Genomic DNA, 25,928 nt, shown 5'->3' with positions numbered 1-25,928 from the left:
GTTATATTGCGGGACGTGGACACACCGCTGCGCGAACCCACCTTCCTGATCCTCACCGCGCTGGCCGGCGAGCCGATGCACGGCTACGGCCTGATCCGCGAGGTCACCGCCCTCTCCGACGGGCGCGTGTCGCTGCGGCCGGGCACCCTCTACGGCGCGCTCGACCGGCTGGTCGACGCCGGCCTGGTGGAGGTCGACCGCGAGGAGGTGGTGGACGGCCGGCTGCGCCGCTACTACCGCCTCTCCCCCACCGGCGACACCACGCTGACCGCCGAGACCGAGCGCATGCGCCGCAACGTCGAGGCGGCCACCGCCCGCCTGCGCACCCGCGCGACCCGGCCGCTCGCCCCGCGTACCGCCGGGGGGTTGGCGTGAGCGAGCTGGAGCGGCGCTACCACCGCCTGCTGCGGGCGTACCCGGCCGGTTACCGCCGGGCGCGCGGCGCGGAGATCGTCGGCACGTACCTCGACCTGGCCGGCCCGGGCCGGCGCTGGCCCTCGCCCGCGGACGCCGCGGACCTGCTGCGCGGCGGCCTCCGCCAGCGCCTGCGGGCCGCCGGGGCCGCCGACCTGATCCCGGGCGTACGCCTCGCCGCCGTCCTCGCCTTCTTCACCGCGACCGCCCTGGCGGCGGTCTGGTCGGTGCTGGAACTGCACCCACCGCTAGCGGAGTGGGGCATGCCGAGCGCCGGGCCGTTCGTCTCGCTGGGGATCGGCGTGTGGGCCGCCTGGCTGCTCGCCGCGGTGGTGCACGTGGCGGCGCCGGGCCGCTGGACCCGCCGTGCCGTGGCTCTCGCCCTGCTGTCCACCGTCGCGGTCGTGCCGGTGGCCGACCTCGCCGGCCTGCCCCGACCGCCGCTGTTCGTGCTGCTGCCGCAGATCGGGCTGGGGCTGGTCGCGTTCGGCCTGCCCGACCGGCTGGCGGTGTCGGTACGGGCGGCGCCCTTGCTCGCCGTCGCCGCCGCCGGCCTCGCGGGTGTCGACCTGCTACCCCGCAACGATGTCGGCAGGTACTACGGCAGCTACTACGGCTGGACCGCACAACAGATCCTGCCCGGTGCCGCCGTGGTGCTGCTCGTGGTGGTGCTGCTGCTCGGCACGGGGCTCGCCTTGCGGGCCGACCAGCGGGGCGGCTGGGCGCTGCTGGTGCTGCTGACCCCGGTGGGCCTGCTGTCGCTGCACATCCTGGCCGGAATGGCGGACGGCCTACTGAATGGTGCGCCCCAGCCGGGCTGGTCCGCACTCGCCGCGACGGCCGTCGTGGTCGGACTGGCCGGCCCCGCGCTGCTGCCGCTGACGATCGCCCTGCGCAAGCGCCGGCGCGAACCCGGGCCGGCCGGAACCGGCGACCGCTGCCCGACCTGCGGGCGCACCGCCGAGAGTGCCCCTTAGACCAGCGGCACCCGCGCGGCGGGTGGAACGCCACGGCTGTCATCGGCGGGTCTTGGCAACCATGGCGTTCCACCCGCCGCCGCTTCGGCGGCGGGTGGCGGGGCGGCACCCGTCGCGCGGTCGCTCGCGGTGGCGGGACGGCGGTCAGCGCAGGGCGGTCTCCCATGCCTCAACGTGGGCGTCGAGGTGGTCGGCGGTCGCCAGCCAGTACGGGCCGTCCTCGGTCCAGATCCGGGCCCACGGCTCGCGCCGCTGCTCCGCGCCCTCGCGCAGCAGGTCGTACATGGCGCGGGCGCGACGGCCCAGCAGAGCGGCCAGGGCCGGGCGGGAGGCCTCGTCCAGGCGGTAGCCGTCGGCGAAGGCGCGCAGCCGGGTTGCCGACTCGGCCACCGGCCGGTCCGGGCGCAGGCCGGCCATGCTCTGCGCGGCGTACGCGACGTCCCACAGCCGGGAGCCCGGCGCGGCGGCGTCCCAGTCGATCAACACCCAGCCCCGGTCAGCCCTGATCAGGTTCCAGGGCGCCACGTCGTTGTGGCAGACGAGTTCCTCCCGGTCCGGCGGGATGAGCCGCTGCCACGCCGCGCCGGCCGGCGGGACGAACCCGCCCAGCGCCTCGTGCAGCTCGGCCAGCATCCGGCCGATCGCGAACAGGTCCTCCGCCGGGTACGTGCCCGACGCCGCGCCGACCTCGCCGGGGACGTACTCCAGCACCTGCCGGCCCCGTCCGTCCCGGCCCAGCGGTCGGGGAGCCCCGGAGAATCGTTCGTGCGCGCGTTCCGGCCCGGTGCAGCCCTGCCGCGTGCTGTGGCCGGCGGGGCCGAGCGAAGTGTTCCGGCCGGTGGGTCCATGATCGTGGGATGAGCGCAGCCGAGGAACCGTTGCCGGGCAACGCCACCGCCGGCGTGGTGCGCGTCGGCGACACCGTGCGCCGCCCGGTCGGCCCCTGGAGCGAAGCGGTGGACGCCCTGCTGGAGCACCTGCACGCGGTGTCCGCCCGGCGGGGGCGGCGCCGCACGCCGCCGGCACGGCCCCACCGGCCGGAAAACGGGGGCTCCTCAGCCCGGACGCGCGGTGCCGGTGCGGCGCAGCCGGAGCAGGCCCCACACCGCCAGCCCGAGCGCCAGCGCGGTCATCGCCAGCGCGCCCGGGGCCTTGGTGAACCGGGCCAGGTTGGTGCCGTCGGGCAGGGCGAGGAAGGCCGCCGCCGCGCAGGGCGCCACGAACCAGGTGGTCCGCCTCGCGGCGACCGCGAGCAGCGCCAGCGGCCAGGTGGCGTACCAGGGGTGGAAGACCGGGGCCAGCACGACCGTGGCGGCCAGCGCCAGGCCGGCGCCGAGCAGGGCGGCCCGGGGACGGGCGGCGTCCAGGCGGGCCACCCGCTGCCGGACGTCGTTGAGGCGGCGCAGCCCCGACCAGGTTCGCCACCACAGCGCCGCCACCAGCACGACGAGCAGCAGCAGCGCCGCCGCGCGGGCCGCCGGCACGGCGCCCGGCTCCCGGCCGGCGAGCCCGCCCGCGTAGTCGACGACGAAGCCCACCGCCGTGGGCGGGGACGTCCACTGCTCGGAGTCACCGCTGCGGGTCAGCCCGCCCACCCAGCCCAGCCCGAGGCCGGACAGCAGGGAGGTGACCGCCACCGCGCCGAGCGCCCCGCCGGCCAGCCAGCCGGCGTCGCGCAGCAGCGCCCGGACGGTGTAGCGGCCGAGCACCGCCGCGAGCGCCGCGAACGGGAGCACCACCACGGCGGTCGCCTTCACGGTCACCGCCAGCCCGAGCAGCGCGCCGGCCAGCAGCAGCGGCCCCGGCCTGCCGGGGCGGCGGACGAGCACCAGCAGGCCCAGCATCAGCAGGCCGAGCATCACCGCGTCGTTGTGCGCGCCGGCCACCAGGTGCACCCCGACCAGCGGGCTGGCCAGCGCCAGCCAGGCCGCCCGGCGGGTGGGCACGCTGGCGGCCCGGGCCAGCCCGAGCAGGCAGAGGGCGACCAGCAGCACCCCGGCGACCGCGAACAGCCGGAACGCCACGATCGCGCCCACCAGCCCGCCGCCGAGGGTCACCGCGAGCGCGGCGAGCAGCACGAAGAACGGCCCGTACGGCGCGGGCGTGTCCCGCCAGATCGGCGCGACCGACTCCACCCAGGGACAGCCGGCCTCGGCGACGCCTGTGGCGTACGGGTCGACGCCGTGCGCGTACGCCCAGCCCTGGCAGGCGTAGGAGTAGACGTCCCGGCTGCCCAGCGGCGGGGCGGCCAGCAGCGGCAACGCCCACAACCCGGCGGTCAGGTACGCCCACCGCGTCGACGGCGCGCCCCGGCGCAGCGCCCACCAGGCGCCGACCATCAGCCCGGTGCCGACCAGCCACAGCGCGACGGTCCACGGCTCGCCGGCGGGGCTCGGAGCAGGGACGGCCCGGGGCAGCGCGCCGCCGAGCCAGCCGGCGACGGTCAGCAGCACCGCCCCGGCCAGGCCGGCCCACCGGGCGAGGCGGGCGGCGCCGGGCGACGGCGGCGCAGGTCCGGGCGAGGGCGGCAGCGGGGGCCCGGGCGGCGGGCGGCGGGACGGCGGCGGGGTGCCGGGCGGCTGCGGGGTGCCGGGCGGCTGCGGGGTGCCGGGCGGCTGCGGGGTGCCGGGCGGCTGCGGGGTGCCGGGCGGGACCGGCGGGGCGCCGGGAACGGTCACCGGCGTACCTCTCCTCAGTCCACGGCGGCCGGCCGGCGGGCCGCCCGGGCCGACCGTACCAAGCGGACCACCACCACGATCACGAACAGCGTCATCAGCGGCGCCCCGACGGTCTTGGTGTACCGGGGCAGCCCCGTGCCGTCGGCGAGCACCAGGAACGACGAGACGATCGCGACGACCGCGAACCACCCGGTGCGCCGGGCCGTGGCCGCGAGCACGGCCAGCGGCCACGTCCAGTACCAGGGGTGGAAGAGCGGGGCGAGTGCGACGGTGGCGGCGAGCGCCAAACCGGCGTGCCAGATCGGCTCCCGGGTGCGGGCCCGCCACCACAGCCAGAGCAGCACCAGCGCCAGCGCCGCCATGCCGATCCCCCGGGTGGCCGGCAGCGGGTCGCCGTGCCAGCCGAACGGCGCGGCGAGGTAGGCGACGGTCTGCCCCACCGCCGTCGGCGGCGAGGTCCAGGCGATCACCAGGCCGCCCTGCTCCAGCCCGGTCACCCAGCCGAAGCCGAGGCCGGTGGCGAGGGTCGCGCCGACCACGGCGGCGACCGCCCCGCCGACCACCCACCCGCCGTCGCGCACCAGCGCCCTGATCGAGTACGCCCCGACGATCGCGGCCAGCGCCGCGAACGGCACCACGACCAGCGCGGTCACCTTGATCGCGACGGCGAGGCCGAGCAGCACTCCCCCGCCGAGCAGCGGCCCGGGGCGGCCCGGCCGGGACACCACCACGGCCAGCCCGGCGACGAGCAGCCCCACCATCAGCGCGTCGTTGTGCGCCCCCGAGATCAGGTGCACCCCGACCAGCGGCGAGCCCAGCGCCAGCCAGACCGCCCGGCCGGCCGGTACGCCGCAGCGGCGGGCCAGCACCGGCAGGCAGGCCGCGGTCAGCCCCACCCCGGCCAGTGCGAGCAGCCGGAACAGCACGATGCTGCCGACCAGCGAGCCGGTCGCCTTCACCACCGCCCCGGCGAGCAGCACGAACAGCGGCCCGTACGGCGCCGAGGTGTCCCGCCAGATGTAGGAGATGGTGTCCAGCCACGGGCACGGCAGCGCCGAGACGCCCTGCTCGTACGGGTTGATCCCGCCCGAGTAGCTGGCCCCCTGGCAGGCGTACGCGTACACGTCCCGGCTGCCCAGCGGCGGCGTGAGGAGCAGCGGCAGCAGCCAGAGCCCGACGGTCACCAGCGCCCAGCCGGTCGACGGCACCCGGTCGCGCAGCGCCCACCAGGCGTACGCCATCAGGCCGGTGCCGACCGCCCAGGTGGCGATGATCAGCGGGCCGTGCGGGCCCTGCCAGATGCTGACCGGGGTGGGGCGCAGGTCGCCGTCGGGGAACGCGCCGCCGAGGAACGCGGCCACGGCGAGCAGCGTCGAGCCGGCGAGGCCGAGCCAGCGCGCGAGGTGGTGAGGCACGCCGGACATGCTGCCAGTACGGTGGTCGCGGTACGGAGGTGGGCATGCGGCGCAGTCGGGTGGTGGCGGTGGCCGCCGTCTCCGCCGTGCTCCTCGGCGTGGCCCACGTCGTCCTCCCGCCGACCGGCTCCGACCTCGCCGCGCAGGTCGCGCGGGCCGACTTCTTCGCCGCGCACGGCCTCGCCCCGGTGGACCTGCGCTGGTACGGCGGCGTGCAGCAGTTCGGCTACAGCCTGCTCTCGCAGCCGGTGATGGCGCTGCTCGGGGTGCGGGTCACCGGCGCGCTGGCCCTGGTGGCGGCGGCGACCGCTTTCGCGGCGCTGCTGGTGCGTACCGGGGTGCCCCGCCCGCTGCTCGGCAGCCTCGTCGGGGTGGTCACCATCGCCGGCAACCTGGTCTCGGGCCGGGTGACGTACGGCCTCGGGGTGGCCTTCGGCCTCGGCGCGCTGCTCGCCCTCACCCTCGGCCCGGCCGCCCCCACCGATGCCCGACCGGCGGGACCGGGCCCGGGCGGGCAGGCGGGGCGCCGGCGGCTCGTACGGCTCGGGTTGGCGGCGGCCGGTGCGCTGCTGGCCTCGGCGACGAGCCCCGTCGCGGGCCTCTTCGTCGGCCTGGTCGGGGCGGCGCTGCTGCTGACCCGCCGGTACGCCGACGGGCTGGTGCTCGGCGTCGCCGCCGCGCTGCCGCTCGGGCTGACCGCCCTGTTCTTCGGCGACGGCGGCTGGATGAACATCAGCCGCACCGACACGGTCCGCGCCGTGCTGACCAGCCTGCTCGTGGCCGCGCTCGTGGGCTACCGGCCGGTGCGGGTCGGGGCGTTGCTCTCGGCGGCCGGGGTGCTGGCGGCGGCGCTAGTGCACACCCCGGTCGGGCTGAACGCCACCCGACTGGCCGTCATGTTCGCCCTGCCCCTGCTGGCCGCCGCCGCCCGCCCCCCGGCCCGGCCGGCCGCGTGGCTGGCCCGGACCGCCCCGTCGTCCGCCGCACGACCCGTCGGGGGCGCGCGGGCCGGAGTCGGGGACGGCACGCGGGTCCGGGGTGTCGTCGCGCTGGCCGCGCTGCTGGCGACGGTGTGCTGGTGGCAGCCGCCGGTTCCCCCCGCCGACCTGCGCAGCGTCAACGACCCGACCAGCCGGGCGGCCTACTTCGCGCCGCTACGGGCGTTCCTCGACGGGCAGCGACTCACCGGCCGGGTGGAGGTGCCGCCGACCCGCAACTACTGGGAGGCGGCGAGGCTGGGCGAGGTGCCCCTGGCCCGGGGCTGGCTGCGGCAGGCCGACATCGACCGCAACCCGCTCTTCTTCACCACCGTGCCGGGGGCCGCGGGCACCGGGGTGCCCCTGACCGCCGCGAGCTACCGGGACTGGCTGACCGACAACGCGGTGCAGTTCGTCGCGGTGCCGGACGCCCCGCTGTCCTGGGTGGGGCGGGCCGAGGCCGAGCTGGTCGCGGGCGGGCTGCCCTACCTGACGCCCGTCTGGTCCGGCCCGCACTGGCGGGTCTGGGCGGTGACGGACCCGGCCCCGATCGTCGGGGCGCCGGCCGAGCTGGTCGCGCACGACGGCGCCTCGGTGACGTTCCGGACGCCGGACGCCGGCACGGTGCCGGTCCGGGTGCGGCACAGCCGCTGGCTGACCGCCTCGGGCGGGGCCACGGTCGCCGCCGCCGGCGACTGGACGGTGGTGACCGTGCCGCGCGCCGGGCAGTACCGGCTCGGCAGCTGACCCGTCACCAACCTGGGGCACCGGGGACGGCGGGGCCGACGGCCCACCCTTTTGCCGGTCCGGCAACTTTCTTTGCTCCCGCGCCGCCGCCGCGCCACGATCGACGTGGCAGGTACGCAGGCAGCGCAGCAGGAGGACGAGACGTGCACCACGACGCGACGACCGGCGGGCACCGGCACGACGACACCAGGGCGGCCACCGGACACGACGGGCGGCACCCGGACGTGGACGAGGAGACCGCGCGGTTCTGGGAGGAGCACTACGGGCGGCACGAGCGGGTCTGGAGCGGCCGGGCGAACCCGATCCTGGTCGACGTCGCCGGCTCGCTGCCGGCCGGCACCGTGTTGGACCTCGGCTGCGGTGAGGGCGGCGACGCGGTCTGGCTGGCCGGGCGGGGCTGGCGGGTGACCGCCGTCGACGTCTCCGAGACCGCCCTGGCCCGGGCGGCCGAGGAGGCGACCGCCGCCAGGGTCGCCTCCCGCATCGAGTTCCGCCGGCACGACCTCACCCGGACCTTCCCGCCGGGCGAGTACGACCTGGTCTCCGCGCAGTTCCTCCAGTCGCCGCTGGAGTTTCCCCGGGCGGAGCTGCTGCGGTCGGCGGCCCGGGCCGTGGCCCCCGGCGGCCGGCTGCTCGTCGTCGAGCACGGCGAGGCCCCGCCGTGGGGACGGCACGACCACGCGCACGCCCGCTTCTCCACCCCTCAGGAGACCCTGGCCGCGCTCGACCTCGACCCCGACCGGTGGGACACTGAGCGGCTCGACGCCCCGCGCCGGCAGGCCACCGGCCCGAACGGCGAGACCGGCGAGCTGGTCGACCACGTGGTGCTGGTGCACCGCCGCGTCTGAGGTCCGCGTCGGCGGCGGGACCCGGCCGCCCCGCCCCGGAGCCGACCGGCGGGGCGAGCGCCCCGCCTCGGCCGGGCCCGCTCGGCCGGGGGCGGCGGGCTCAGGAGTCGAGCACGCGTTCCATCGCCGCCCGGGAGCGGCGGCCGGTGCGCAGGTACTCGTCGAGGAACTCGCCGGGGTCGTCCCGGCCGAGCAGCCGGACCACCCCGGCCAGCTCGACGCCGTGCCGGGGCAACTGGTCGCCCTCCCGGCCGCGGACCAGCATCAGCGCGTTGCGGACCTGCGCGGCCAGCGTCCAGCCGGCCGCCATCTCGACGGCGTCCGTCGGATCGACCAGGCCCGCGTCCCGGGCCGCCGCGAGGGCGTCGAGCGTACGCGTGCCGCGCAGCGCCGGAATCGCCCCCGCGTGCCGGAGCTGGAGCAGTTGCACGGCCCACTCGACGTCGGCGAGGCCACCCCGGCCGAGCTTGGTGTGGGTGGCCGGGTCGGCGCCCCGGGGCAGCCGCTCGTGCTCCACCCGCGCCTTGATCCGGCGGATCTCGACCACCTGCTCGCGGGTCAGCCCGTCCGCCGGATAGCGCACCGGGTCGACCATCGCCGCGAACTCGGCGCCGAGGTCGGCGTCGCCGCAGACGAACCGGGCGCGCAGCAGCGCCTGCGCCTCCCACACCTTCGACCAGCGGGCGTAGTACTGCGCGTACGCGGCGAGGCTGCGCACCAGCGGACCCTGCCGGCCCTCCGGGCGCAGGTCGGCGTCGACGCCGAGCGCTGGGTCGGGGGCGGGCATGCCGAGCAGCCGGCGCAGTTCCTCGGCGATCGCACGGGCGGCGCTGGCCGCGCCGTCGCCCGCGTCGGCCGGGGCGTCGTAGACGAAGAGCACGTCGGCGTCGGAGAGGTAGTTCGACTCGTACCCGCCGAGCCGGCCCATGCCGATGACGGCGAAGCGCAGCCCCGGCATGGGCGGTTGGGCCGCGCGGACGGCCCGCAGCGCGGCGGCCAGGGTGGCGTCCGTGACGTCCGCCAGGGCGGTGCCGACGGCGGTCACGTCGGCCAGGCCCAGTGCCGCGCGCCCGCCGTCGGGCCGGGGCGGCGACGGGGCCAGTGAGCCGGCCCGGCTCAGCAGGTCGGCGCAGGCGATCCGGACCAGTTCCCGGCGGCGCAGCGCGCGGATCGCCCGGGTGGCCTCGACCGGGTCGGCGTGCCGGGCCGCGGCGGCGGCGAAGCCGTCGCAGAGGACCGCGCTGGACCGGGGGGTCAGCTCGCTCTCCTCGGCCAGCAGCCGCAACGCCTCCGGGTCGCGGGCCAGCAGGTCGGCGGCGTACCGGGAGGAGGAGAGCACGCGGGCCAGCCGGCGGGCCACCGGCCCCGAGTCGCGCAGCAGGCGCAGGTACCAGGGGGTGCTGCCGAGCTTGTCGGAGACCTGCCGGTAGTTGAGCAGGCCGCGGTCCGGCTCGGGGGCGTCGGCGAACTCGCTGAGCAGCACCGGCAGCAGTGTGCGCTGGATGGCGGCGGTGCGGCTCACCCCGCCGGTGAGGGCCTGGAGGTGACGCAGCGCCCCGGCGGGGTCGGCGAAGCCGAGGATCTCCAGCCGGTGCCGGGCCGCCTCGGGGGTCAGCCGCAGCCCGTCGGCCGGCACCCGGGCCACCGACTCCAGCAGCGGCCGGTAGAGCAGCTTGGCGTGCAGGCGGCGTACCTCGGCGGCGTGGGTGACCCACTCGGCGCGGAACTCCTCGACGGCGCTGCGGCCCGGCGTGGCGGTGTGACCCAGCGCGGCGGCCAGCCAGCGCAGCGCGGCCGGCTCGGTCGGCACGGTGTGGGTGCGGCGCAGGCCCTGGAGCTGGAGGCGGTGCTCGACGCCGCGCAGGAAGCGGTAGCCGCGCAGCAGCGCCTCGCCGTCGGCCCGGCCGACGTAGCCGCCGGCGACCAGCGCGCGCAGCGCCGGGATGGTGCCGGGCACCCGCAGCGACTCGTCGCCCCGGCCGTGCACCAGTTGCAGCAGCTGCACGGCGAACTCGATGTCGCGCAACCCGCCGGGGCCGCGCTTGATCTCGCGCTCCAGCTCCTTCGGCGGGATGTTGTCGATGATCTTGCGCCGCATGGCGCGGACGTCCTCGACCGCCTCGGGCCGCTCGGCGGCCCGCCACACCAGCGGGGCGAGCTGGTCGACCCACTCCCGGCCCAGCGCCAGGTCGCCGGCCGCCGGCCGCGCCTTGAGCAGCGCCTGGAACTCCCAGGTGCGCGCCCAGCGCCGGTAGTAGGCGAGGTGGCTGGCCAGCGTCCGCACCAGCGGCCCCCGGTTGCCCTCCGGGCGCAGGGCCGCGTCGACCGGCCAGGCGACCAGCCCGCAGACGTGGATCAGCCGGGTGGCGACCGTGGTGGCCGCGGCCAGGTCGTCGTCCTCGGCGGCCACGAAGATCACGTCGACGTCGGAGACGTAGTTCAGCTCGTCGCCGCCGCACTTGCCCATCGCCACGACGGCGAGCCGGGGCCGGGGCGTGCCCTCCGGCAGCTCGCCGACCGCGATCTCGTACGCCGCCGCCAGGGTCGCGTCGGCCAGCGCGGAGAGCGCGGCCATGGTCTGCTCCAGGCCCCGGCCGCCGGTCAGGTCGGCCGCCGCGATCCGCAACAGCGCCAGCCGGTACGCCCTGCGCAGCACCGCCACCGGCTGCCCGTCGCCGGACAGGTCGAGTCGTCCCTCGGCGGTCGGCGCCAGCCCGTCCGGGGCGGTGCGCAGGGCCGGCCACTGGTCGGGGTTGGCGACCAGGTGGTCGCCGAGCGCGGAGGAGGCGCCGAGGACGGCGAGCAGCCGGCGGCGCAGGCCGGGGTCGTCGGCGAGCGCCGCCAGCAACGCCGAGGACGGCTGCTCCGGGGCCACCCGGCGCTCGGCCCCGACCGGTGTCCCGGCGTGGGCCTTCCCACGGGGACGACCCGCGGCGGGGCCGTTCGCGGCCACCCGGCGCTCGGCCTCGACGAGGCGGTGCAGCTGGCGCAGCGCCAGGTCGGGGTCGGCGGCCCGGGAGAGCGCGGCGAGCAGCTCCGCTCCGCGGTCGTCGGCGGGCTCCTGCGCTTCCGGCCGCCACAGCCCCAGCCCGTCCGGGCCGAGCAGGTCGGCGGCGCGGGCGGCGTCGGTGCCGAAGCCGTAGCGGGCGAGCCGTCCCGCGGCCCTGGCCGGCCGGCTCATCACTGCCCGAGCAGGGGCAGGCTACGGCGGGGCGCGGCGTCGTCCAGCTCGCCCAGGGCCAGGGCGGCGAACCGGGCCGCGAACGGCTGCCAGACCTCCTCGACGTCGACCATCACGTCGTGGCACGCCGCCACCACCAGGTCGGGGTCGTAACCCAGCTCGGCCAGCAGCCTGGAGTCGGCCGCCCAGTCCGCGATCATCGCGGTGTCGCACTCGATGTGGAACTGCAACCCCCAGGCCCGGTCGCCGAGGCGGAACGCCTGGTGGGGGTAGCGGGTGGAGGCCGCCAGCAGGGTGGCGCCCCGGGGCAGCTCGGTGATCTCGTCGGCGTGCCACTGGAACACGTCGGGGATCAGCGGGACGTAACGGAACAGCGGGTCGGTGTCGGCGGCGTCCCGCTTGCCGACCACGCAGGGGCCGACCTCCGGGCCGCTCGGGCTACGCACGACCTCGCCGGCGTGCGCGGTGGCCAGCAGCTGCGCGCCGAGGCAGATGCCCAGGGTCGGCACCCGATGCCGGACGGCCTTGCGCAGCAGCCCCTCCAACGCCGGGAGCCAGGGCGCGGCCGGGGACCCGTCCGGCAGCGGGTACGGCGGCAGCCCGCCGCCGAGCACCACCAGGGCGGAGTATCCCTCCAGGTCGGCGGGGATCTCGTCACCGGCGTGGGCGCGGACCACCCACAGGTCGAGGCCGGCCTCGGTCAGCCACTCGCCCAGCCGGCGGACGTCGTCGGTCGGGTCGTTCTCGATCACCAGCGCGGTAGCCACGACGTCGAGGCTAGCCGGTGGCCCGGACGGACCCCGGAACGCCTCCACCGGCGCGGCGGCGACGGGTGACCCGGTGCGTGCCCGCCGCCGCACGTACGCGACTAGGCTCTGCCGCTGTGTCCGACCTCGCCCGCGCGACTCCCGCCACCGCCGTACGACCGCCGGCGCTGCGCCCCGGCGACACGGTGATGCTGGTGTCGCCCTCCGGGCCGACCCGGCCGGAACGGGTCGCCCGGGGCGTCGAGCTGCTCACCGGCTGGGGACTGCGGCCGGTGCTGGCGCCGAACGCGTACGCCCGGCAGGGCTACCTCGCCGGCGCCGACGAACTGCGCGCCGCCGACCTGAACGCCGCGTTCGCCGACCCCGAGGTGCGCGGGGTGATCTGCACCCGGGGCGGGTACGGCGCCCAGCGGATCGTCGACGCGATCGACATGGCCGCCGTACGCCGCGACCCGAAGGTGGTCGCCGGGTTCTCCGACATCACGGCGTTGCAGTTCGCGCTCTGGCGGGGCGCCCGGCTGGCCGGCGTGCACGGTCCCGGGGCGGCCTGGCTGGACGAGCGGACGCCGCTGCGCTCGGCCGAGTCGCTGCACGCCGCCCTGATGACCACCGAGCCGGTCGCGGTGAGCGCCGTCGCCGAGGAGGAGACCTTCGCGGTACGCGTGCCCGGCCGGGCCACCGGCCCGCTGCTGGGCGGCAACCTCTGCCTGGTCGTGGCGTCGCTGGGCACCCCGGACATGCCGGACCTGACCGGCGCGATCCTGCTCGTCGAGGACGTGCAGGAGCCGCCCTACAAGGTCGACCGGATGCTCACCCAGCTCCGCCGCGCCGGGGCCCTGGACGGGCTGGCGGGGGTCGCGGTGGGCCAGTTCACCGACTGCGCGGACGGCTGGTCGGTCGGCGTCGCCGACGTGCTCTCCGAGCGCCTCGGCGACCTCGGCGTCCCCGTCCTCGGCGGCCTGCCGATCGGTCACGGCCCCGGCCAGCTCACCGTCCCCGTGGGCACCGAGGCCACCCTCGACACGGAAACCGGCACCCTCACGGTCACCCCCGCCGTCCGCTGACCGCCCACGCGGCCCACGCGGCCCATGCCCCCGCATGCCCCGGGTCGATCATGGGGTTAGCGGCAGCGACACCGACATTCCGCACCGCCAACCTCATGATCACCGGGGGTCAGGGTCGGGGGTCAGGGTCGGGGGGCGGGGGCGGGGGCGGGGGCGGGGTCAGGGGCGGGGGGTCAGGTGGGCGAGGGCGCCCATTTCCAGGGCGGCCCAGACCGTGGCGTCCGGGGCGACCGTGAGGCCGTGGGGTTCGGAGGCCGGGGTCGGCAGGTCGTGGGTGGTGATCGCGCCGCCCGGGGCGACGTGGCCGATGCGGTTGCCGCCCCACTCCGTGTACCAGCAGCCGCCGGCCGGGTCGGCGACGATCGCGTGCGGCCGGGCGGACCGGTCCGGCAGCGGGTACTCGGTGATCCGCCCGTCGGGGGTGATCCGGCCGAGCTGACCGGCGCCGATCTCGACGAACCAGAGCGCCCCGTCCACGCCGGCGGTGATGCCGACCGGCGCGGCCCCCTCGGTCGGCAGCGGGTGCAGGGTCACCGCGCCGTCCATGCCGATCCGGCCCACCGCGTTCGCCTGGTTGAGCGTGAACCAGACGGCCTCGTCCGGCCCGGCGGCGACCATCGAGGCGAAGCCGCCGCTCACCGGCAGCGGGAACCGCGACCGCTCCCCGTCGACGGTCACCCGATCGATCGCGTCGGCGCTCATGGCCGCGTACCAGAGGGCGCCGTCGGGACCGGCGGCGATGCCGCACGGGCCGGTCCCGGCCGGAAGCTCGACGGCGCTCAGCTCGCCGTCGGTGGTGATCCGGCCGATCCGGTCGTCGCCGGAGCGGGTGAACCAGAGGGCGCCGTCGGGGCCCGGCGTGATGATCAACGGTCGGCTGTCGGCCGCCACCGACCAGGTGCGCAGCTCGCCGCCCGCACCCACCCGGGCGATGCCGCCGGCATGGGCCAGCGTCAGCCAGAGCGCGCCGTCGGGGCCGACCGTGATGCCGTACGGGCCGCCGCCCGCCCCGGTCAGCGGGACTTCCCTGATCTTCGCGGACATCGTCACGAGGGTCACCTTCCGTCACCTGCTCCGCCCCCGGGGGGCCTACCGACCGCATACCCTCGCCGCCCACGCGCGTCGATGCAACCCGTTTGTCCGGTCGGGCGGCCCCGGATTGCCAGCTCGCTGACAGGGTCGCCATGGCATCCCCTCAGCCCTGCCGGTCACTGTCGGTGAGGTCATCACACCACCCATCGACGAGCTGGAGGACGACATGCCGCGCACCACGAGGAAGAAGCACCTGCTGGCCGGGCTGGCCGCTGCCGGCGTACTCGGCGTGGGCCTCGCCGCCCCGACGGTCGCGTTCGCCGCGGACGGCGACACCCCGACGCCGGGCGCCAGCACCGGCGCCGCCGAGGACGGCGACCGCCAGCAGCAGCGGGCCGACCGGCAGGCGGAGTTCGCCGGGAAGCTGGCCACCGAGCTGGGCGTCGACACCGACAAGGTGACGGCCGCGCTGGAGAAGCTGCGCGAGGAGCACAAGCCGGCCGGCCGGCCCGAGAAGGGCGACCGGCCCGGCAAGGGCGACCCCGCCGACCGGCAGGCCGCGATGAAGGAGCGCCTGGCACAGGCCGTCGAGGACGGCAAGCTCACCCAGGAGCAGGCCGACGCCGTCACCGCCGCCGCCGAGGCCGGCGTCCTGCCCGGCCCGGGCGGCCGGGGCGGGCACGGCGGACCGGCCGGCAGGTGACGTACGCCGTCCGCCCCGGCGACCCGGCCGGGGCGGACGGCGCGGCTCAGGCAGCCGGCGGGGCGTAGACGCCGAAGTGGTTGCCGGCCGGGTCGGCCAGGTGAGCGAAGGTGAGCCCGTTGTCGTTGGACTTCGGCGACACCAGCACCTTGCCGCCCGCCGCCTCCGCCCGCCGGACGGCGTCAGCCACGTCGGCCACCTGCACGTAGAAGATCGCGTAGTTCGGGCTCGCCCCGCCGGTGTCGCGGACCGCCCCCTGGATAGATCCCTCCGGTCCCGGCTCCGCCACCCGGTACGACGCCTCCGGCGTCCCCTGCTCGCTGAACGACCAGCCGAACAGGTCGGTGTAGAAGCGCCCGGTCTCCTCCGGCCGGTCGGTGCCGACCTCGAACCAGTTGACCCCGCTGCTGATGGTGGACATGTGTCGCCTCCCGTTCGCACGCCGGCCGTCCGGCCGGCGCCGTCAGGAGTCAGCCTCCGCCCCGTCCGCGACACCGTCCTGTCGGTGTTTCCGGCCGGGCCCGCTACTCGCCCGGATCGGTGAGCGGCCGCAGCCGAGCCACCAGATCGGGGCGACGGGAGCCGTGCCGGGCGCGGAAGCTCTCCGCTTCGGCCGGGGACACCGGATACCGCAGTACGCCCGCCTCGTGCGTGCGGACCAGCAACTCCGCGGTGTCGATGTCCACCCAGTCGAGCCGACGAGCGCCGGCGGCGGCGAATCCCTGCGCGCCGGCCAGCAGGTCGTCGACCACCGCACCGAGGTCGAGGTCGGTCTGCCGGTCGCGGCCGAGGAAGGCAAGGACGCAGCGGGCGGCCGACGTCAGGAGCGAGCCCACGACCATCCGGTCCCGTTGGATGTGGCGCAGCACGTCGACGACGAATTCGGCGGACAGCTCGTGGTCGGTCGAGATCCGGTCCAGCACGAGCCCCGGAATCGGCAGTCCGTGTGGGTCGTCCGGATCCTCCACGGCCAGCAGGCGTCGGTAGGCCCGCTCCCGCTCCGGTCCCCTCGGGCCGAAGATCGGCACCAGCGACACGTCGAGCAGGAGCCGGGCTTCCGACCGGTCGCCGTCCGCGAACGTCCAGAAGCCGTCGAGCGCGTCGAGCGGATGGCCCAGCGGTCCCAGCGCGTGCAGCGCCGTGTCGACATTCGGGTCGCACTCGAAGTGCGCGGACCGGGCAAACAGGGCGAAGTCGGCCCCGGTCGCCCGGTGGTAACTCGCCGCGTCCTCCTCCGAGGGGCTGTCATCGCTCGATTCGCCGGCGAACCAGCGGGGGTCGCCCGCCGCCGGCAGCGACTCGTCCCGGCCCTCCCCGATGGAGAGGAGGAGATCCCGTCGGGTTCCCGTCCACATCCGCTCGACCCGCACGACGCCCAGCAGGCTGTCGTACTCCCCCGGGCTGAGCTGGGAACGCCAGAAGAGCGCCTGCCGGTGCCACTCGGGGACCACGTCGCCGCCGTCCGGACGCAGCTCGGTGCCCCGCAGTCGACCCCGCGCGGCGAGCGCCAGCACGAGCATGTTCACGCCGTACACCGCGTGGCGTGCCGGAACCGACAACTGCCGGGGCTCATACGACTCGAAGCGCCGGGCCGGTCGCCGACCAGGCGCCGCCCGGAACAGGCGCAGCAGCATGTCGACCAAGGCGTCCCGCCGGCCTTCTCCCCACGACGTCAGGATCTCGACGAGGAAGGTGACGATCGGGGTGCGTCCGGTCAGCGTCGCGAAGGAGAGCAGGGCGTGCAGCGGGTCGTCGTCCGTCGGCGTGGCTCCCAGCAGGGCGCTCGCCTCCCGGGCCGCCAGGTCGTCCAGCACCAGCGCGGTCGTCCGGGCGATCAGGAACTCGCCGAAGGTGGCGTGCAGGAACTCGTAGGTACTGGCCCGGATCTCGTCTCGCATCGCCTGTGAGCGGTGCACGAAGAAGAAGCGGCCCAGGACGATCTCGGCAGGTCGCAGCGGGGTACGCAGGTGTCCGTCGGTCGCGACAGTGGCCGGACGGCCGCCCAGGAACGGCAGCGCGGCGAGATCCGACTCGAAGTCGTTCTCGGTGACCCACTGGACGCCCCGGTTGAACATGCCGAACGCCACGATCGACAACCTGCGCAGCTCGTCCTCCGTCGCCCGGTCCAGGTCCCACTCGGACAGGCCCGGCCGGTGCTTCAAGACCTCCCGGCGGGCGAAGCCGCGCAGCAGGCGCTCGTAGAGCTCGCCCCGGCGCAGCTCGCCGGCCGATCGCAGGTCGTTGCCCTCGGCGTCGTAGAGCGCCAGCATCAGCAGCAACAGCGGCTGTTCGGCCAGCTCACGGTGGGCCAGCACCGTCGCCGGCTCCAGCGGCTGCACGCCGAGCGCGCGGAACGCCCCGTCGTTGACCCGGTTCCAGGTGGCAGTCCAGGCCCGTACGCGCTCGCCGTCGAACGGCTCCAGCCGGACCGCCACCGTGCCGGGCGGCGGCTGCGCCCGGTCCGCGACACTGGTGCGGCTGGTCACCAGCACCGCCACCGGCCGCCCCTGGTCGGCCTCGCGCCGCTGGAAGGCCGCCACCCGGCGCAGGTAGTCGGTCTGGTTGACCCCGGTGGCCTGGAGCAACTCGTCGAAGCCGTCGAGCAGCACGACCGGCAGCGCGTCACCGGCCGACCTGGACAGGCCGGGCCAGTCCACCCGCTCGCCGGTGTCGTTGCGGACCGCCTGCTCGATCTGGTCCTGGAGCTCCCCGGCGGCGTAGACGTCCCGCAGCACCACCCGCACCACCATGAAGTCGGCGGCCGGCAGCTGCGCGGCGAGGACCCGGGTCAGCACCGACTTGCCGGAGCCCGGCTGGCCGAGCACCAGCAGCGGGGCGCGGGTGGCGTTGGGCGAGGTGAGGTGCACGACCAGGGACTGCCACAGGTCGTCACGCAGCCTCCGCCCGTCCCACCATGCCTCGTCACCCGGTCGCGCGTGGGCGGGCAACTCCTCGATCCGACACAGCGGCGGCACGTACGCCTGGCCGAGCGTCGGCACCGTGAGCCCGGTCGGCACGTCCCCGGACGAGATGATGGGCCGTCCCAACTCGCCCGCGTACGCCGCGGCGAGCGCCGCCCGGCGGTCGTCGGGCGGGCGTCCCGTGGAGAGGGCGAGAAGGGTCCGCCGCATCTCGTCCAGCCCCACCGAGAGGGCACGGACCTGCGTCCGGGTCGCCTCGTGCTCGTACAGACCGACCCAGAACGACACCTCGACGAAGTCCACCGCGAGCTGGGTCAGCAGATCGCGGTGCCGGTCGACGGCAGCGCGGGGCAGCCCGAGCAGCCCCTCCTCCGTCGCCTGTCGCCGCCACCCGTCGGCGGCCTCCCACACGGCCAGGCCGCGCAGGAGGTGCAGCAGCCGGCCGACGAGCCCGTCGTAGTAGGCGACCAGGGCATGACGGAACGCGGGATAGGGCAGTTGCGGACCGGGCAGCGGCGCCGCGGTGGCAAAGAACGCGTCGGTGAGGTCCGCCTCGTGCACCGCTCCTGAGCCGGCCAACGACAGTTGCTCGGCCTTGCTGATCCGGGCGCTCGCCACGTCGAAGGGCAGGTCGATCTCGCTCAGCACCTCGAAGAAGGCGGTCACCGCGACGACGGCGTGCGCCGCCTCCAGGCGCTGCGTGCGGCCGTACCGGGACAGCCCGGAGCGCTTCTCGGACACGCCGCGCACCAGTTCGTGGCCGAGCCGGACGAACTCCGCCTTCGCGTCGAAGATGCCCAACGCGTCCGACGCGCCGGCTGCGGAGGCGCCGAGCAGCGACCAGCCGGTCAGCTTGTCGAACCAGTCGACGAGCTTGCTCTTCTCCCCGCCCAACAGGCGTACGGCGTCGGCGTAGCTGAGCGCGTCGGGCACGTGGTGACCTCCTGCGGAACATACGGAAGAGACAGCATGCCGTGCACGGGAGGGCCGCGCTGTCCCGTGTCAGACCAGGCTGAGGCGGCGGACCCGCTCCGTGGGGATGTCGAGGTCGTCGGCGGCCAGCTCGCGCTCCGGCACCCGCTCGGCCAGGGCGGTGACCGAGGTGATCCGGTCGACGCGGAAGGCCCGGATGCCGTCGCGCAGCCGGCACCAGCCCAGCAGGTACCAGTGCCGGGGGTTGCCGAGGTAACCCAGCGGCTCCACGTCACGCAGCGAGCCGGCGCCCGCGCGGTCGGCGTAGCGGATGCGCAGCACGCGCCGCGCGCGCACCGCGTCGGCGACGGCGGCCGGGACGGGCGTCACCGGCCCGTCGCCGATCAGGTGCACCCGGGCGGCGAGCCGGTGCGCCTCGGTGGCGTCGGCGGCGGGCATCACGGAGATCAGCTTGCGCAGGGCGGTGCCGGCCGCGGCGGCGAACGGGGTGCCGCGCATCCGGTGCAGGGCCACGGCCATGGCGACCGCCTCGACGGGGGTGAGGTTGACCGGCGGCAGGGTGCGTGCCCGGTCGAGCGCGTAGCCGCCGGTGCGGCCCGGCTCAGCCCAGATCGGCACGCCCGACTCCTGGAGGGCGCCGATGTCCCGCTCGATGGTGCGGGTGCTCACCTCGAAGCGGTCGGCGAGCCAGCGGGCGCTGCGCGGCCGTGGCGACACGGCGCGCAGCTCCTCGACCAGGGCGTAGAGACGGTCCGTCCGGTTCACCCCCGCAACCTACGACGGGGGTGTGACGGAGCGGCTCAGGCGATGCAGGCGCAGACGATCAGCGCGGCGCCGAAGTGCGTGGCGGCGCTGACCCGCGCCGCCGGGTGCGGCTCGTCCGCGCAGATGATCTCGCCGAGCTTGCCGGGGGTGAGCAGGTCCAGCACGAAGAACGCCAGCGCCATGATGACCAGCCCGACCAGGCCGAAGACGAGAGTCGAGGCGAGCCCCTTGGCGAAGTCGCTGTAGCTGGTCAGGATCGCGGTGAACACGATCCCGGCGATGCCGAGCTGGTTGGCGGCGAGCAGCAGCGCGGCGTTGCCGTTGCGCCGTACCCAGATCAGCTCCCGCAACCTGCCCGGGGTGAGCATGTCGACCAGCCCGAACCCGGCCGCCATCAGGGCCACCCCGACGACCCCGAACACCACGCTCTGCCAGGCTCCGCTGAGCAGGTCTTCCAGCACCGACTGCCTCCCGAACTCTGCGCCCGGCGGGGATGCCGGCGCGGTGACCGAGACGATAGCGGCACCGCGCCAGCGGCGGGAGCCCGCTCCGGCGCCGGCGGGACGGCCCTACAGCGACAGGTAGCGCTGCCGCTCGTAGGGGGTGACCTCGCGGCGGTACTGCTCCCACTCGGCCCGCTTGTTGCGCAGGAAGAAGTCGAAGACGTGCTCGCCGAGCACCTCGGCGACCAGTTCGGAGCCGGCCATCACGTCGATCGCCTCGGACAGGTTCTCCGGCAGCGGCTCGTAGCCCATCGCCCGCCGCTCGGCGCTGGTCAGCGACCACACGTCGTCCTCGGCGCCCGGCGGCAGCTCGTAGCCCTCCTCGATGCCCTTCATCCCGGCGCCGAGCAGCACCGCGAAGGCGAGGTAGGGGTTGGCCGCCGAGTCCGGCGAGCGGACCTCCACCCGGGCCGAGTTCGGCTTGCCGTAGGCGGGGACCCGGACCAGCGCGGACCGGTTCAGGTGACCCCAGCAGACGTACGCGGGACTCTCGGTGACCCGGTCCGGCAACGCCTGCGGGAACAGCCGCTTGTAGGAGTTGACCCACTGGTTGGTGACGGCCGTGTACTCCCGCGCGTGCACCAGCAGCCCGGCGATGAACGCCCGGGCCACCTTGGACAGCTTCATCGGGTCGCCGGCGTCGTGGAACGCGTTGCGCTCCCCCTCGAACAGCGACAGGTGGGTGTGCATGCCGCTGCCCGGCTGGTCGGTGAACGGCTTGGGCATGAAGGTGGCCTGCACGCCGGTGGAGAGCGCCACCTCCTTGACCACGTGCCGGAAGGTCATGATGTTGTCGGCCGTGGTGAGCGCGTCGGCGTAGCGCAGGTCGATCTCCTGCTGGCCGGGGGCCACCTCGTGGTGGCTGAACTCCACGGAGATGCCGATGCGCTCCAGCGCCAGCACGGCCTGCCGGCGGAAGTCGCGGGCCACGGCGTGCGTGGTGTGCTCGAAGTAGCCGCCGGTGTCGACCGGGACCGGCACCGAGCCGTCGAGCGGGCCGTTCTCCAGCAGGAAGAACTCGATCTCGGGGTGGGTGTAGAAGGTGAAGCCCTTCTCGGCGGCCTTCGACAGCGCCCGGCGCAGCACGTGCCGCGGGTCGGCCCAGGACGGACCACCGTCGGGGAGCAGGATGTCGCAGAACATCCGGGCGCTCTCGCCGCTGACCCCGCCCTCGAACGGGAAGACCTGGAAGGTCGTCGGGTCGGGCATGGCCACCATGTCGGACTCGAAGACCCGGGCGAAGCCCTCGATCGCCGAGCCGTCGAACCCGATGCCCTCCTCGAAGGCCGCCTCCAGTTCGGCGGGGGCCACCGACACGCTCTTGAGCGTGCCCAGCACGTCGGTGAACCACAGCCGGACGAACCGGATGTCCCGCTCTTCCAGCGTACGGAGGACGAACTCCTGCTGACGGTCCACTTCCACCCCTCGCGACACCTTGCGCACCTGCGGCCGGGGGGTCGACCCGGCCTGACCGACCAGTCTCCACCGGCCTCGTTACGCCGACGTTACGCGACCGGCCGGCGGGCGTCCCGCCCTGTCCCGTGGCTCCCGTGATCTCGCCCCGCCCCGCGTGTCGGGCCCGCACGGCTGGGGCAAGATGAGGACATGCCCACCCTGCGTCTCGCCCTGTGCCAGGTCAACCCGACCGTCGGCGACCTCGCCGGCAACTCCGGCCTGGTCCGTGACTGGACCCGCCGGGCCGCCGACACCGGCGCCCAGATCGTCGCGTTCCCGGAGATGATGCTGACCGGCTATCCGGTCGAGGACCTGGTCTTCCGCCGGTCCTTCGTCGCCGCGTCGAAGGCCGCGCTGGAACGCCTCGCCGCCGATCTCGACGTCGACGGGTTGGGCGCGCTGCCGGTGCTGGTCGGCTACCTGGACGCCGACGGCCCGCCGCAGGTGAGCGGCGACGCGGAGCCCGGTCGCGGCGCCCGCAACGCGGCGGCCCTGCTGCACCACGGCCGGATCGTCGCCACCTACTTCAAGCACCACCTGCCCAACTACGGCGTCTTCGACGAGGACCGCTACTTCGTCTCCGGCGACGCGCTGACCGTCGTCCGTGTCGGCGGGGTGGACGTGGCGCTGACCATCTGCGAGGACCTGTGGCAGGCCGGCGGTCCGTTCGCCGCCGCCCGTCAGGCCGGGGTCGGCCTGGTCCTCTGCGTCAACGGCTCGCCGTACGAGCTGAACAAGGACGACGTCCGGCTGCCGCTGGTCCAGCGCCGGGCCGCCGAGGCAGGGGCGATGATCGCGTACGTCAACATGGTCGGCGGGCAGGACGAGCTGGTCTTCGAGGGCGACTCGATGATCGTGGGCGCCGACGGCGCGCTGCTCGCGCGGGCCCCGCAGTTCGTCGAGCACCTGCTGGTGCACGACGTGGAGCTGCCCGCCGCCGACGGGCCGGCCGGACCGGAGCAGGTGCTGGCGGACGGGCTGCGCGTGGTGCGGGCCGAGGGCGGGGACATCCCGCCGACGCCCGCCGGGCCGGCCGTCACCGGCGGGACGATCGCCCCGGTGGCCGACGAGGCCGAGGTGTGGCAGGCGCTCGTGCTGGGCCTGCGCGACTACGTCAACAAGAACCGGTTCCCGTCGGTGGTGCTGGGTCTCTCCGGCGGCATCGACTCGGCGGTCGTGGCCGCGCTGGCCGTCGACGCGCTCGGGCCCGACCGGGTGGTCGGCGTGTCGCTGCCCAGCCAGCACTCCTCCGAGCACAGCCGGGAGGACGCGGCCGAGCTGGCGAAGCGGACCGGGCTGGACTACCGGGTCGAGCCGATCCAGCCGATGGTGGACACCTTCCTGGCGAACATGTCGCTCTCCGGGGTCTCCGTGGAGAACCTCCAGGCGCGGGTACGCGGGGTGATCCTGATGGCGCTGTCGAACCAGGAGGGGCACCTGGTGCTGACCACCGGCAACAAGAGCGAGCTGGCGGTCGGCTACTCCACCCTCTACGGCGACTCGGTCGGCGGCTTCAACCCCGTCAAGGACGTCTGGAAGACGCTGGTCTGGCGGCTGGCGAAGTGGCGCAACGCCGACGCCGCCCGCCGGGGCGAGACCCCGCCCATCCCGGAGAACTCCATCGGCAAGCCGCCGAGCGCCGAGCTGAGCCCGGGCCAGCTCGACAGCGACACGCTGCCCGACTACGACGTGCTGGACCCGATCCTGATCGGCTACGTCGACGGCGACCTGGGCCGCGACGGGCTGGTCGAGTCCGGCCACGACCCGGCCGTCGTCGACCGGGTGCTGCGGATGGTGGATACCGCCGAGTACAAGCGCCGCCAGTCCGCGCCGGGCGCGAAGATCTCGATGAAGGCCTTCGGGCGGGACCGGCGGTTGCCGATCACGAACCGGTGGCGCGAGGACGGCTGAGCCGGTCGCTCCCCGGCCGGCGGCCCGGGAGTGACATCCTCCACTGCGCTCTGCCGCGGGCCGGTCGTCGGGTGCGACGATCGCGGCGGAACCCGGGGACCGCGCACGCGGCCTCGAGGAAGGAGAGAGTCATGGTGGAGTCCACCCCGTCCGAGGTGACCGCCCTCTACGGCGGCCCGGCCACCCGGCGGGTCCGCACCCGCGACCTGGTCGCCGCCAAGGAGCGCGGCGAGCGGTGGCCGATGCTCACCTCGTACGACCAGTACACCGCCTCGATCTTCGACCAGGCCGGCATCCCGGTGCTGCTGGTCGGCGACTCGGCCGCGAACAACGTCTTCGGCTACGAGACGACGGTGCCGGTGACCGCCGAGGAACTGCTCCCGCTGGTCCGCGCGGTGGTCCGGGCGACCCGGCACGCGCTGGTCGTCGGCGACCTGCCGTTCGGCTCCTACGAGGAGGGCCCGACGCAGGCGCTGCGCACCGCCGTGCGGTTCATGAAGGAGGGTGGCTGCCACGCGGTGAAGCTGGAGGGCGGCCGGCGCTGCGCGGCGCAGATCGCCGCGATCACCGGCGCCGGCATCCCGGTGATGGCGCACATCGGCTTCACCCCGCAGAGCGAGCACGCCATCGGCGGCTACCGGGTGCAGGGCCGCGGCGACGCGGCCGACGACGTGATCGCCGACGCCCGGGCGGTGGCCGAGGCGGGCGCGTTCGCCGTGGTGCTGGAGATGGTGCCGGGGCAGGTGGCCAAGCGGATCACGGCGGAGCTGCCGATCCCGACCGTGGGCATCGGCGCCGGCGCGGACACCGACGCCCAGGTGCTCGTCTGGCAGGACATGGCCGGTCTGCGTACCGGCAGGGCGCCGCGCTTCGTGAAGCGCTACGCCGACCTGGCGGGTGCCCTGACCGACGCGACCCGGCGGTTCGCCGACGAGGTCCGGGGCGGCGACTTCCCCGCCGCCGAGCACACCTTCTGACACAGGCCGGCCGCCTTCCGCCCGGACGCCGCGGGACCGGCGTCCGGGCGGGAGGCGGTACGCGGCACCGGCGCCCACGGACCCTCCCACCCGCCAGCCTCGTGGCCGACAATCGTCCGGTGTTCGACTTCGGCATCCCCGGCTACCAGCCGACCTGGTGGCACGCGCGGCCCGACATCGAGAAGGCGCACGGCGCCCGGCTCGCGGCGCTGGCCGGCCGTACGCTCACCCGCGTCTGGCTGGTCTGGGACCTGGACGAGGACGAGTGGTTCGCGGACTGTCCGGTGCTGCTGGACTTCGCCGGCGAGCAGGTGGAGGTCAACCACCAGAAGTTCGACGATCTCTCGATCACCTGGAACTCGGTCTCCCCCGCATGCCCGGTCGCCTGGCCCACCTCCGACGACTTCCGGCTGGCCTGGCGTGCCGAGCCGCTGCCCGGGCTGGCCGCCCTGCCGGGCCGCCGGTTGCGCGAGGTCGCGCTGTTGGAGTGGTGGGGCGGAGCGGGCGACCTGGCCAACGGCAGCCTCGCACTCGGTTTCGCGTTCGCCGACACCGATCTGGTCGTCTACAACGGCCTCGACGAGAACGCCCTCACGGTCGGCCCTCTGGACCCGCGTTACCGCCGCCACCCGCTCGGGCGCGCGAACAGATCTTGGTAGGAGACGGCCCCTCCCGGGGCCTGTTCCCACCAGGATCTGAACCGGCGTACGCGGCCCGTCGTCAGAGGTCGGTGACGCGGATGCCCGCGTGAGCCTTGTAGCGCTTGTTGATGGCGATCAGGTTGGCGGTGAACGCCTCGATCTGGTGGGCGTTGCGCAGCCGGCCGGCGTAGATGCCGCGCATGCCGGGGATCCGCGCGGCGAGCGCGGCGACCACGCCCACCAGCTCGCGGTCCTCGGTGCAGATCAGCACGTCGAGGTCGATCCGGGCGATCTCCGGGTCGGCCAGCAGCGGCGCGCTGACGTGGTTGAACGCGGCGCAGACCCGGGAGTCGGGCAGCAGCGCGGCGGCCTGCTGCACGGCGCTGCCCTCGGCGACGGTGAGCGCGTACGGGCCCTGCTTGTCGAAGCCCAGCGGGTTGACGCAGTCGACGACGATCTTGCCGGCGAGCGGCTCGGCGAGCGCGGCGACGGTGGCCGCGTGCCCGTCCCACGGCACCGCGATGATCACCACGTCGCTGTTCCGGGCCACCTCCTCGTTGCCGGCACCGGTCACCCGGGCTTCGGCGGGCACGCCGGGCAGGGCCGAGATCTCCTCGGCGGACTGCGCGGCCCGCTCGGCGGACCGGGACCCGATCAGCACGGTCTGGCCGGCCCGGGCGAACCGGTAGGCGAGTCCCCGCCCCTGGTCGCCGGTGCCGCCGATGATGCCGACGGTCAGCCCGGACACGTCGGGCAGCGTGCTCGCGTCGTAAGCCATGCCGCCATCCTCGCAAACCGTGCGGCCCACCAGCACCGGTGGGCGCTGTGACAATCCCCGCTGCACACGCCGCCGCCCGGCGTCCCCCAGCTGCGCGGTGACGGGGCTGCGGCCGTCGCCCCGGCCCGGCGCGGCGGCACCGGCCGGCGGGACGGTAGCGCGGCGGGACCGCGGCGCGGCGGGAGCGCGGCGCGGCGCGGCGGGGCGGGAGCGCGGCGCGGCGGGAGCGCGGCGGGGCGGG

The 25,928-nt window shown here is 75.6% G+C and carries 21 protein-coding genes; 9 read left to right on the top strand and 12 right to left on the bottom strand.

The annotated features are described in order from the left end of the window. Positions 1-15: 15 nt before the first annotated feature. Both AB0883_RS16115 and AB0883_RS16110 read left to right on the top strand, forming a co-directional pair. Positions 16-375: a helix-turn-helix transcriptional regulator gene (locus AB0883_RS16115; RefSeq protein WP_366641944.1), complete on the top strand. Its 360-nt coding sequence runs from the start codon at positions 16-18 to the stop codon at positions 373-375. Further along, positions 372-1,391, top strand: a complete 1,020-nt coding sequence (locus tag AB0883_RS16110) for a hypothetical protein (RefSeq protein ID WP_366641943.1) — start codon at positions 372-374, stop codon at positions 1,389-1,391. The genes AB0883_RS16115 and AB0883_RS16110 overlap by 4 nt, the downstream gene beginning before the upstream one ends. A 144-nt stretch (positions 1,392-1,535) precedes the next feature. Here AB0883_RS16110 and AB0883_RS16105 read toward each other — a convergent pair whose 3' ends face one another. From AB0883_RS16105 to mptB (AB0883_RS16095), 3 genes are all read right to left on the bottom strand, one after another. After that, a complete protein-coding gene (locus AB0883_RS16105; protein ID WP_366641942.1) occupies positions 1,536-2,102 on the bottom strand; it encodes a phosphotransferase in 567 nt (188 codons plus the stop codon). 344 nt (positions 2,103-2,446) lie between these two features. Then, positions 2,447-3,922: a polyprenol phosphomannose-dependent alpha 1,6 mannosyltransferase MptB gene (mptB, locus tag AB0883_RS16100; protein WP_366642240.1), complete on the bottom strand. Its 1,476-nt coding sequence runs from the start codon at positions 3,920-3,922 to the stop codon at positions 2,447-2,449. A 161-nt stretch (positions 3,923-4,083) separates the two neighbouring features. Continuing rightward, positions 4,084-5,484 carry a polyprenol phosphomannose-dependent alpha 1,6 mannosyltransferase MptB gene (mptB, locus tag AB0883_RS16095; RefSeq protein ID WP_366641941.1) on the bottom strand — a complete coding sequence of 467 codons (1,401 nt, stop codon included), beginning with the start codon at positions 5,482-5,484 and terminating at the stop codon, positions 4,084-4,086. A 44-nt stretch (positions 5,485-5,528) separates the two neighbouring features. On the opposite strand from mptB (AB0883_RS16095), the gene AB0883_RS16090 reads away from it, so the two are divergent. Both AB0883_RS16090 and AB0883_RS16085 read left to right on the top strand, forming a co-directional pair. Next, positions 5,529-7,208 (top strand): hypothetical protein, encoded by a 1,680-nt coding sequence (locus tag AB0883_RS16090; RefSeq protein WP_366641940.1) that lies wholly within the window; start codon positions 5,529-5,531, stop codon positions 7,206-7,208. A gap of 143 nt (positions 7,209-7,351) precedes the next feature. Then, a complete protein-coding gene (locus tag AB0883_RS16085) occupies positions 7,352-8,056 on the top strand; it encodes a class I SAM-dependent methyltransferase (protein ID WP_366641939.1) in 705 nt (234 codons plus the stop codon). 100 nt (positions 8,057-8,156) lie between these two features. On the opposite strand, the gene AB0883_RS16080 is transcribed toward AB0883_RS16085, so the two are convergent. Continuing rightward, positions 8,157-11,237: a bifunctional [glutamine synthetase] adenylyltransferase/[glutamine synthetase]-adenylyl-L-tyrosine phosphorylase gene (locus tag AB0883_RS16080; RefSeq protein ID WP_366641938.1), complete on the bottom strand. Its 3,081-nt coding sequence runs from the start codon at positions 11,235-11,237 to the stop codon at positions 8,157-8,159. Beyond that, complete coding sequence (locus AB0883_RS16075; protein ID WP_366641937.1) at positions 11,237-12,004, bottom strand: type 1 glutamine amidotransferase; 768 nt, start codon at positions 12,002-12,004, stop codon at positions 11,237-11,239. Before AB0883_RS16075 ends, AB0883_RS16080 begins: the two co-directional genes overlap by 1 nt. Positions 12,005-12,192: 188 nt before the next feature. On the opposite strand from AB0883_RS16075, the gene AB0883_RS16070 reads away from it, so the two are divergent. Then, entirely contained in the window at positions 12,193-13,068 is an 876-nt protein-coding gene (locus tag AB0883_RS16070) for an LD-carboxypeptidase (protein ID WP_121400899.1), read from the top strand. 159 nt (positions 13,069-13,227) lie between these two features. Here the strand turns inward: AB0883_RS16070 and AB0883_RS16065 are convergent, their stop codons facing one another. Next, on the bottom strand, positions 13,228-14,112 hold the full coding sequence (locus AB0883_RS16065) for a virginiamycin B lyase (RefSeq protein ID WP_366642238.1): 885 nt from the start codon (positions 14,110-14,112) through the stop codon (positions 13,228-13,230). A 214-nt stretch (positions 14,113-14,326) separates the two neighbouring features. Between AB0883_RS16065 and AB0883_RS16060 the strand changes: the two genes are divergently transcribed. Next, positions 14,327-14,803 carry a hypothetical protein gene (locus tag AB0883_RS16060; RefSeq protein WP_366641936.1) on the top strand — a complete coding sequence of 159 codons (477 nt, stop codon included), beginning with the start codon at positions 14,327-14,329 and terminating at the stop codon, positions 14,801-14,803. 46 nt (positions 14,804-14,849) lie between these two features. Here the strand turns inward: AB0883_RS16060 and AB0883_RS16055 are convergent, their stop codons facing one another. From AB0883_RS16055 to glnA, 5 genes are all read right to left on the bottom strand, one after another. After that, complete coding sequence (locus tag AB0883_RS16055; protein ID WP_366641935.1) at positions 14,850-15,224, bottom strand: VOC family protein; 375 nt, start codon at positions 15,222-15,224, stop codon at positions 14,850-14,852. Positions 15,225-15,327: 103 nt separating this feature from the next. Beyond that, the gene (locus AB0883_RS16050) at positions 15,328-18,657 is read right to left on the bottom strand and encodes an AAA family ATPase (RefSeq protein WP_366641934.1); all 3,330 of its coding nucleotides are present in this window, start codon (positions 18,655-18,657) and stop codon (positions 15,328-15,330) included. A 69-nt stretch (positions 18,658-18,726) separates the two neighbouring features. Continuing rightward, positions 18,727-19,422, bottom strand: a complete 696-nt coding sequence (locus AB0883_RS16045) for a WYL domain-containing protein (protein ID WP_366641932.1) — start codon at positions 19,420-19,422, stop codon at positions 18,727-18,729. 35 nt (positions 19,423-19,457) lie between these two features. Further along, a complete protein-coding gene (locus tag AB0883_RS16040) occupies positions 19,458-19,883 on the bottom strand; it encodes a DUF350 domain-containing protein (RefSeq protein ID WP_366641931.1) in 426 nt (141 codons plus the stop codon). A gap of 108 nt (positions 19,884-19,991) precedes the next feature. After that, positions 19,992-21,341 carry a type I glutamate--ammonia ligase gene (gene glnA / locus AB0883_RS16035; RefSeq protein WP_366642237.1) on the bottom strand — a complete coding sequence of 450 codons (1,350 nt, stop codon included), beginning with the start codon at positions 21,339-21,341 and terminating at the stop codon, positions 19,992-19,994. Between the two features lie 189 nt (positions 21,342-21,530). Here glnA and AB0883_RS16030 point away from each other — a divergent pair, with 189 nt between their 5' ends. The 3 genes from AB0883_RS16030 to AB0883_RS16020 all read left to right on the top strand — a co-directional run bounded on the left by AB0883_RS16030 (position 21,531) and on the right by AB0883_RS16020 (position 24,927). Then, positions 21,531-23,291 (top strand): NAD+ synthase, encoded by a 1,761-nt coding sequence (locus tag AB0883_RS16030; protein WP_366641930.1) that lies wholly within the window; start codon positions 21,531-21,533, stop codon positions 23,289-23,291. A 131-nt stretch (positions 23,292-23,422) separates the two neighbouring features. Beyond that, complete coding sequence (gene panB / locus AB0883_RS16025; RefSeq protein ID WP_366641929.1) at positions 23,423-24,268, top strand: 3-methyl-2-oxobutanoate hydroxymethyltransferase; 846 nt, start codon at positions 23,423-23,425, stop codon at positions 24,266-24,268. Between the two features lie 119 nt (positions 24,269-24,387). Beyond that, the gene (locus AB0883_RS16020) at positions 24,388-24,927 is read left to right on the top strand and encodes a hypothetical protein (protein WP_366641928.1); all 540 of its coding nucleotides are present in this window, start codon (positions 24,388-24,390) and stop codon (positions 24,925-24,927) included. A 61-nt stretch (positions 24,928-24,988) separates the two neighbouring features. On the opposite strand, the gene npdG is transcribed toward AB0883_RS16020, so the two are convergent. Continuing rightward, the gene (gene npdG / locus AB0883_RS16015; protein ID WP_366641927.1) at positions 24,989-25,687 is read right to left on the bottom strand and encodes an NADPH-dependent F420 reductase; all 699 of its coding nucleotides are present in this window, start codon (positions 25,685-25,687) and stop codon (positions 24,989-24,991) included. Positions 25,688-25,928: the final 241 nt, after the last annotated feature.

The organism is Micromonospora sp. NPDC047812, assembly GCF_040704175.1.
Taxonomy (GTDB): domain Bacteria; phylum Actinomycetota; class Actinomycetes; order Mycobacteriales; family Micromonosporaceae; genus Micromonospora.
The sequence above is the reverse complement of the archived record's forward strand: the minus strand, read 5'-3'. Positions and strand labels throughout refer to the sequence as shown.

Excerpts from the sequence above, each read along its gene's own strand:
- AB0883_RS16090 (WP_366641940.1), top strand. The coding sequence starts at position 5,529 with ATGCGGCGCAGTCGGGTGGTGGCGGTGGCCGCCGTCTCCGCCGTGCTC.
- AB0883_RS16080 (WP_366641938.1), bottom strand. The coding sequence starts at position 11,237 with ATGAGCCGGCCGGCCAGGGCCGCGGGACGGCTCGCCCGCTACGGCTTC.
- AB0883_RS16055 (WP_366641935.1), bottom strand. The coding sequence starts at position 15,224 with ATGTCCACCATCAGCAGCGGGGTCAACTGGTTCGAGGTCGGCACCGAC.
- AB0883_RS16070 (WP_121400899.1), top strand. The coding sequence starts at position 12,193 with ATGCTGGTGTCGCCCTCCGGGCCGACCCGGCCGGAACGGGTCGCCCGG.
- AB0883_RS16065 (WP_366642238.1), bottom strand. The coding sequence starts at position 14,112 with ATGTCCGCGAAGATCAGGGAAGTCCCGCTGACCGGGGCGGGCGGCGGC.
- panB (WP_366641929.1), top strand. The coding sequence starts at position 23,423 with ATGGTGGAGTCCACCCCGTCCGAGGTGACCGCCCTCTACGGCGGCCCG.
- AB0883_RS16060 (WP_366641936.1), top strand. The coding sequence starts at position 14,327 with ATGCCGCGCACCACGAGGAAGAAGCACCTGCTGGCCGGGCTGGCCGCT.
- npdG (WP_366641927.1), bottom strand. The coding sequence starts at position 25,687 with ATGGCTTACGACGCGAGCACGCTGCCCGACGTGTCCGGGCTGACCGTC.
- AB0883_RS16030 (WP_366641930.1), top strand. The coding sequence starts at position 21,531 with ATGCCCACCCTGCGTCTCGCCCTGTGCCAGGTCAACCCGACCGTCGGC.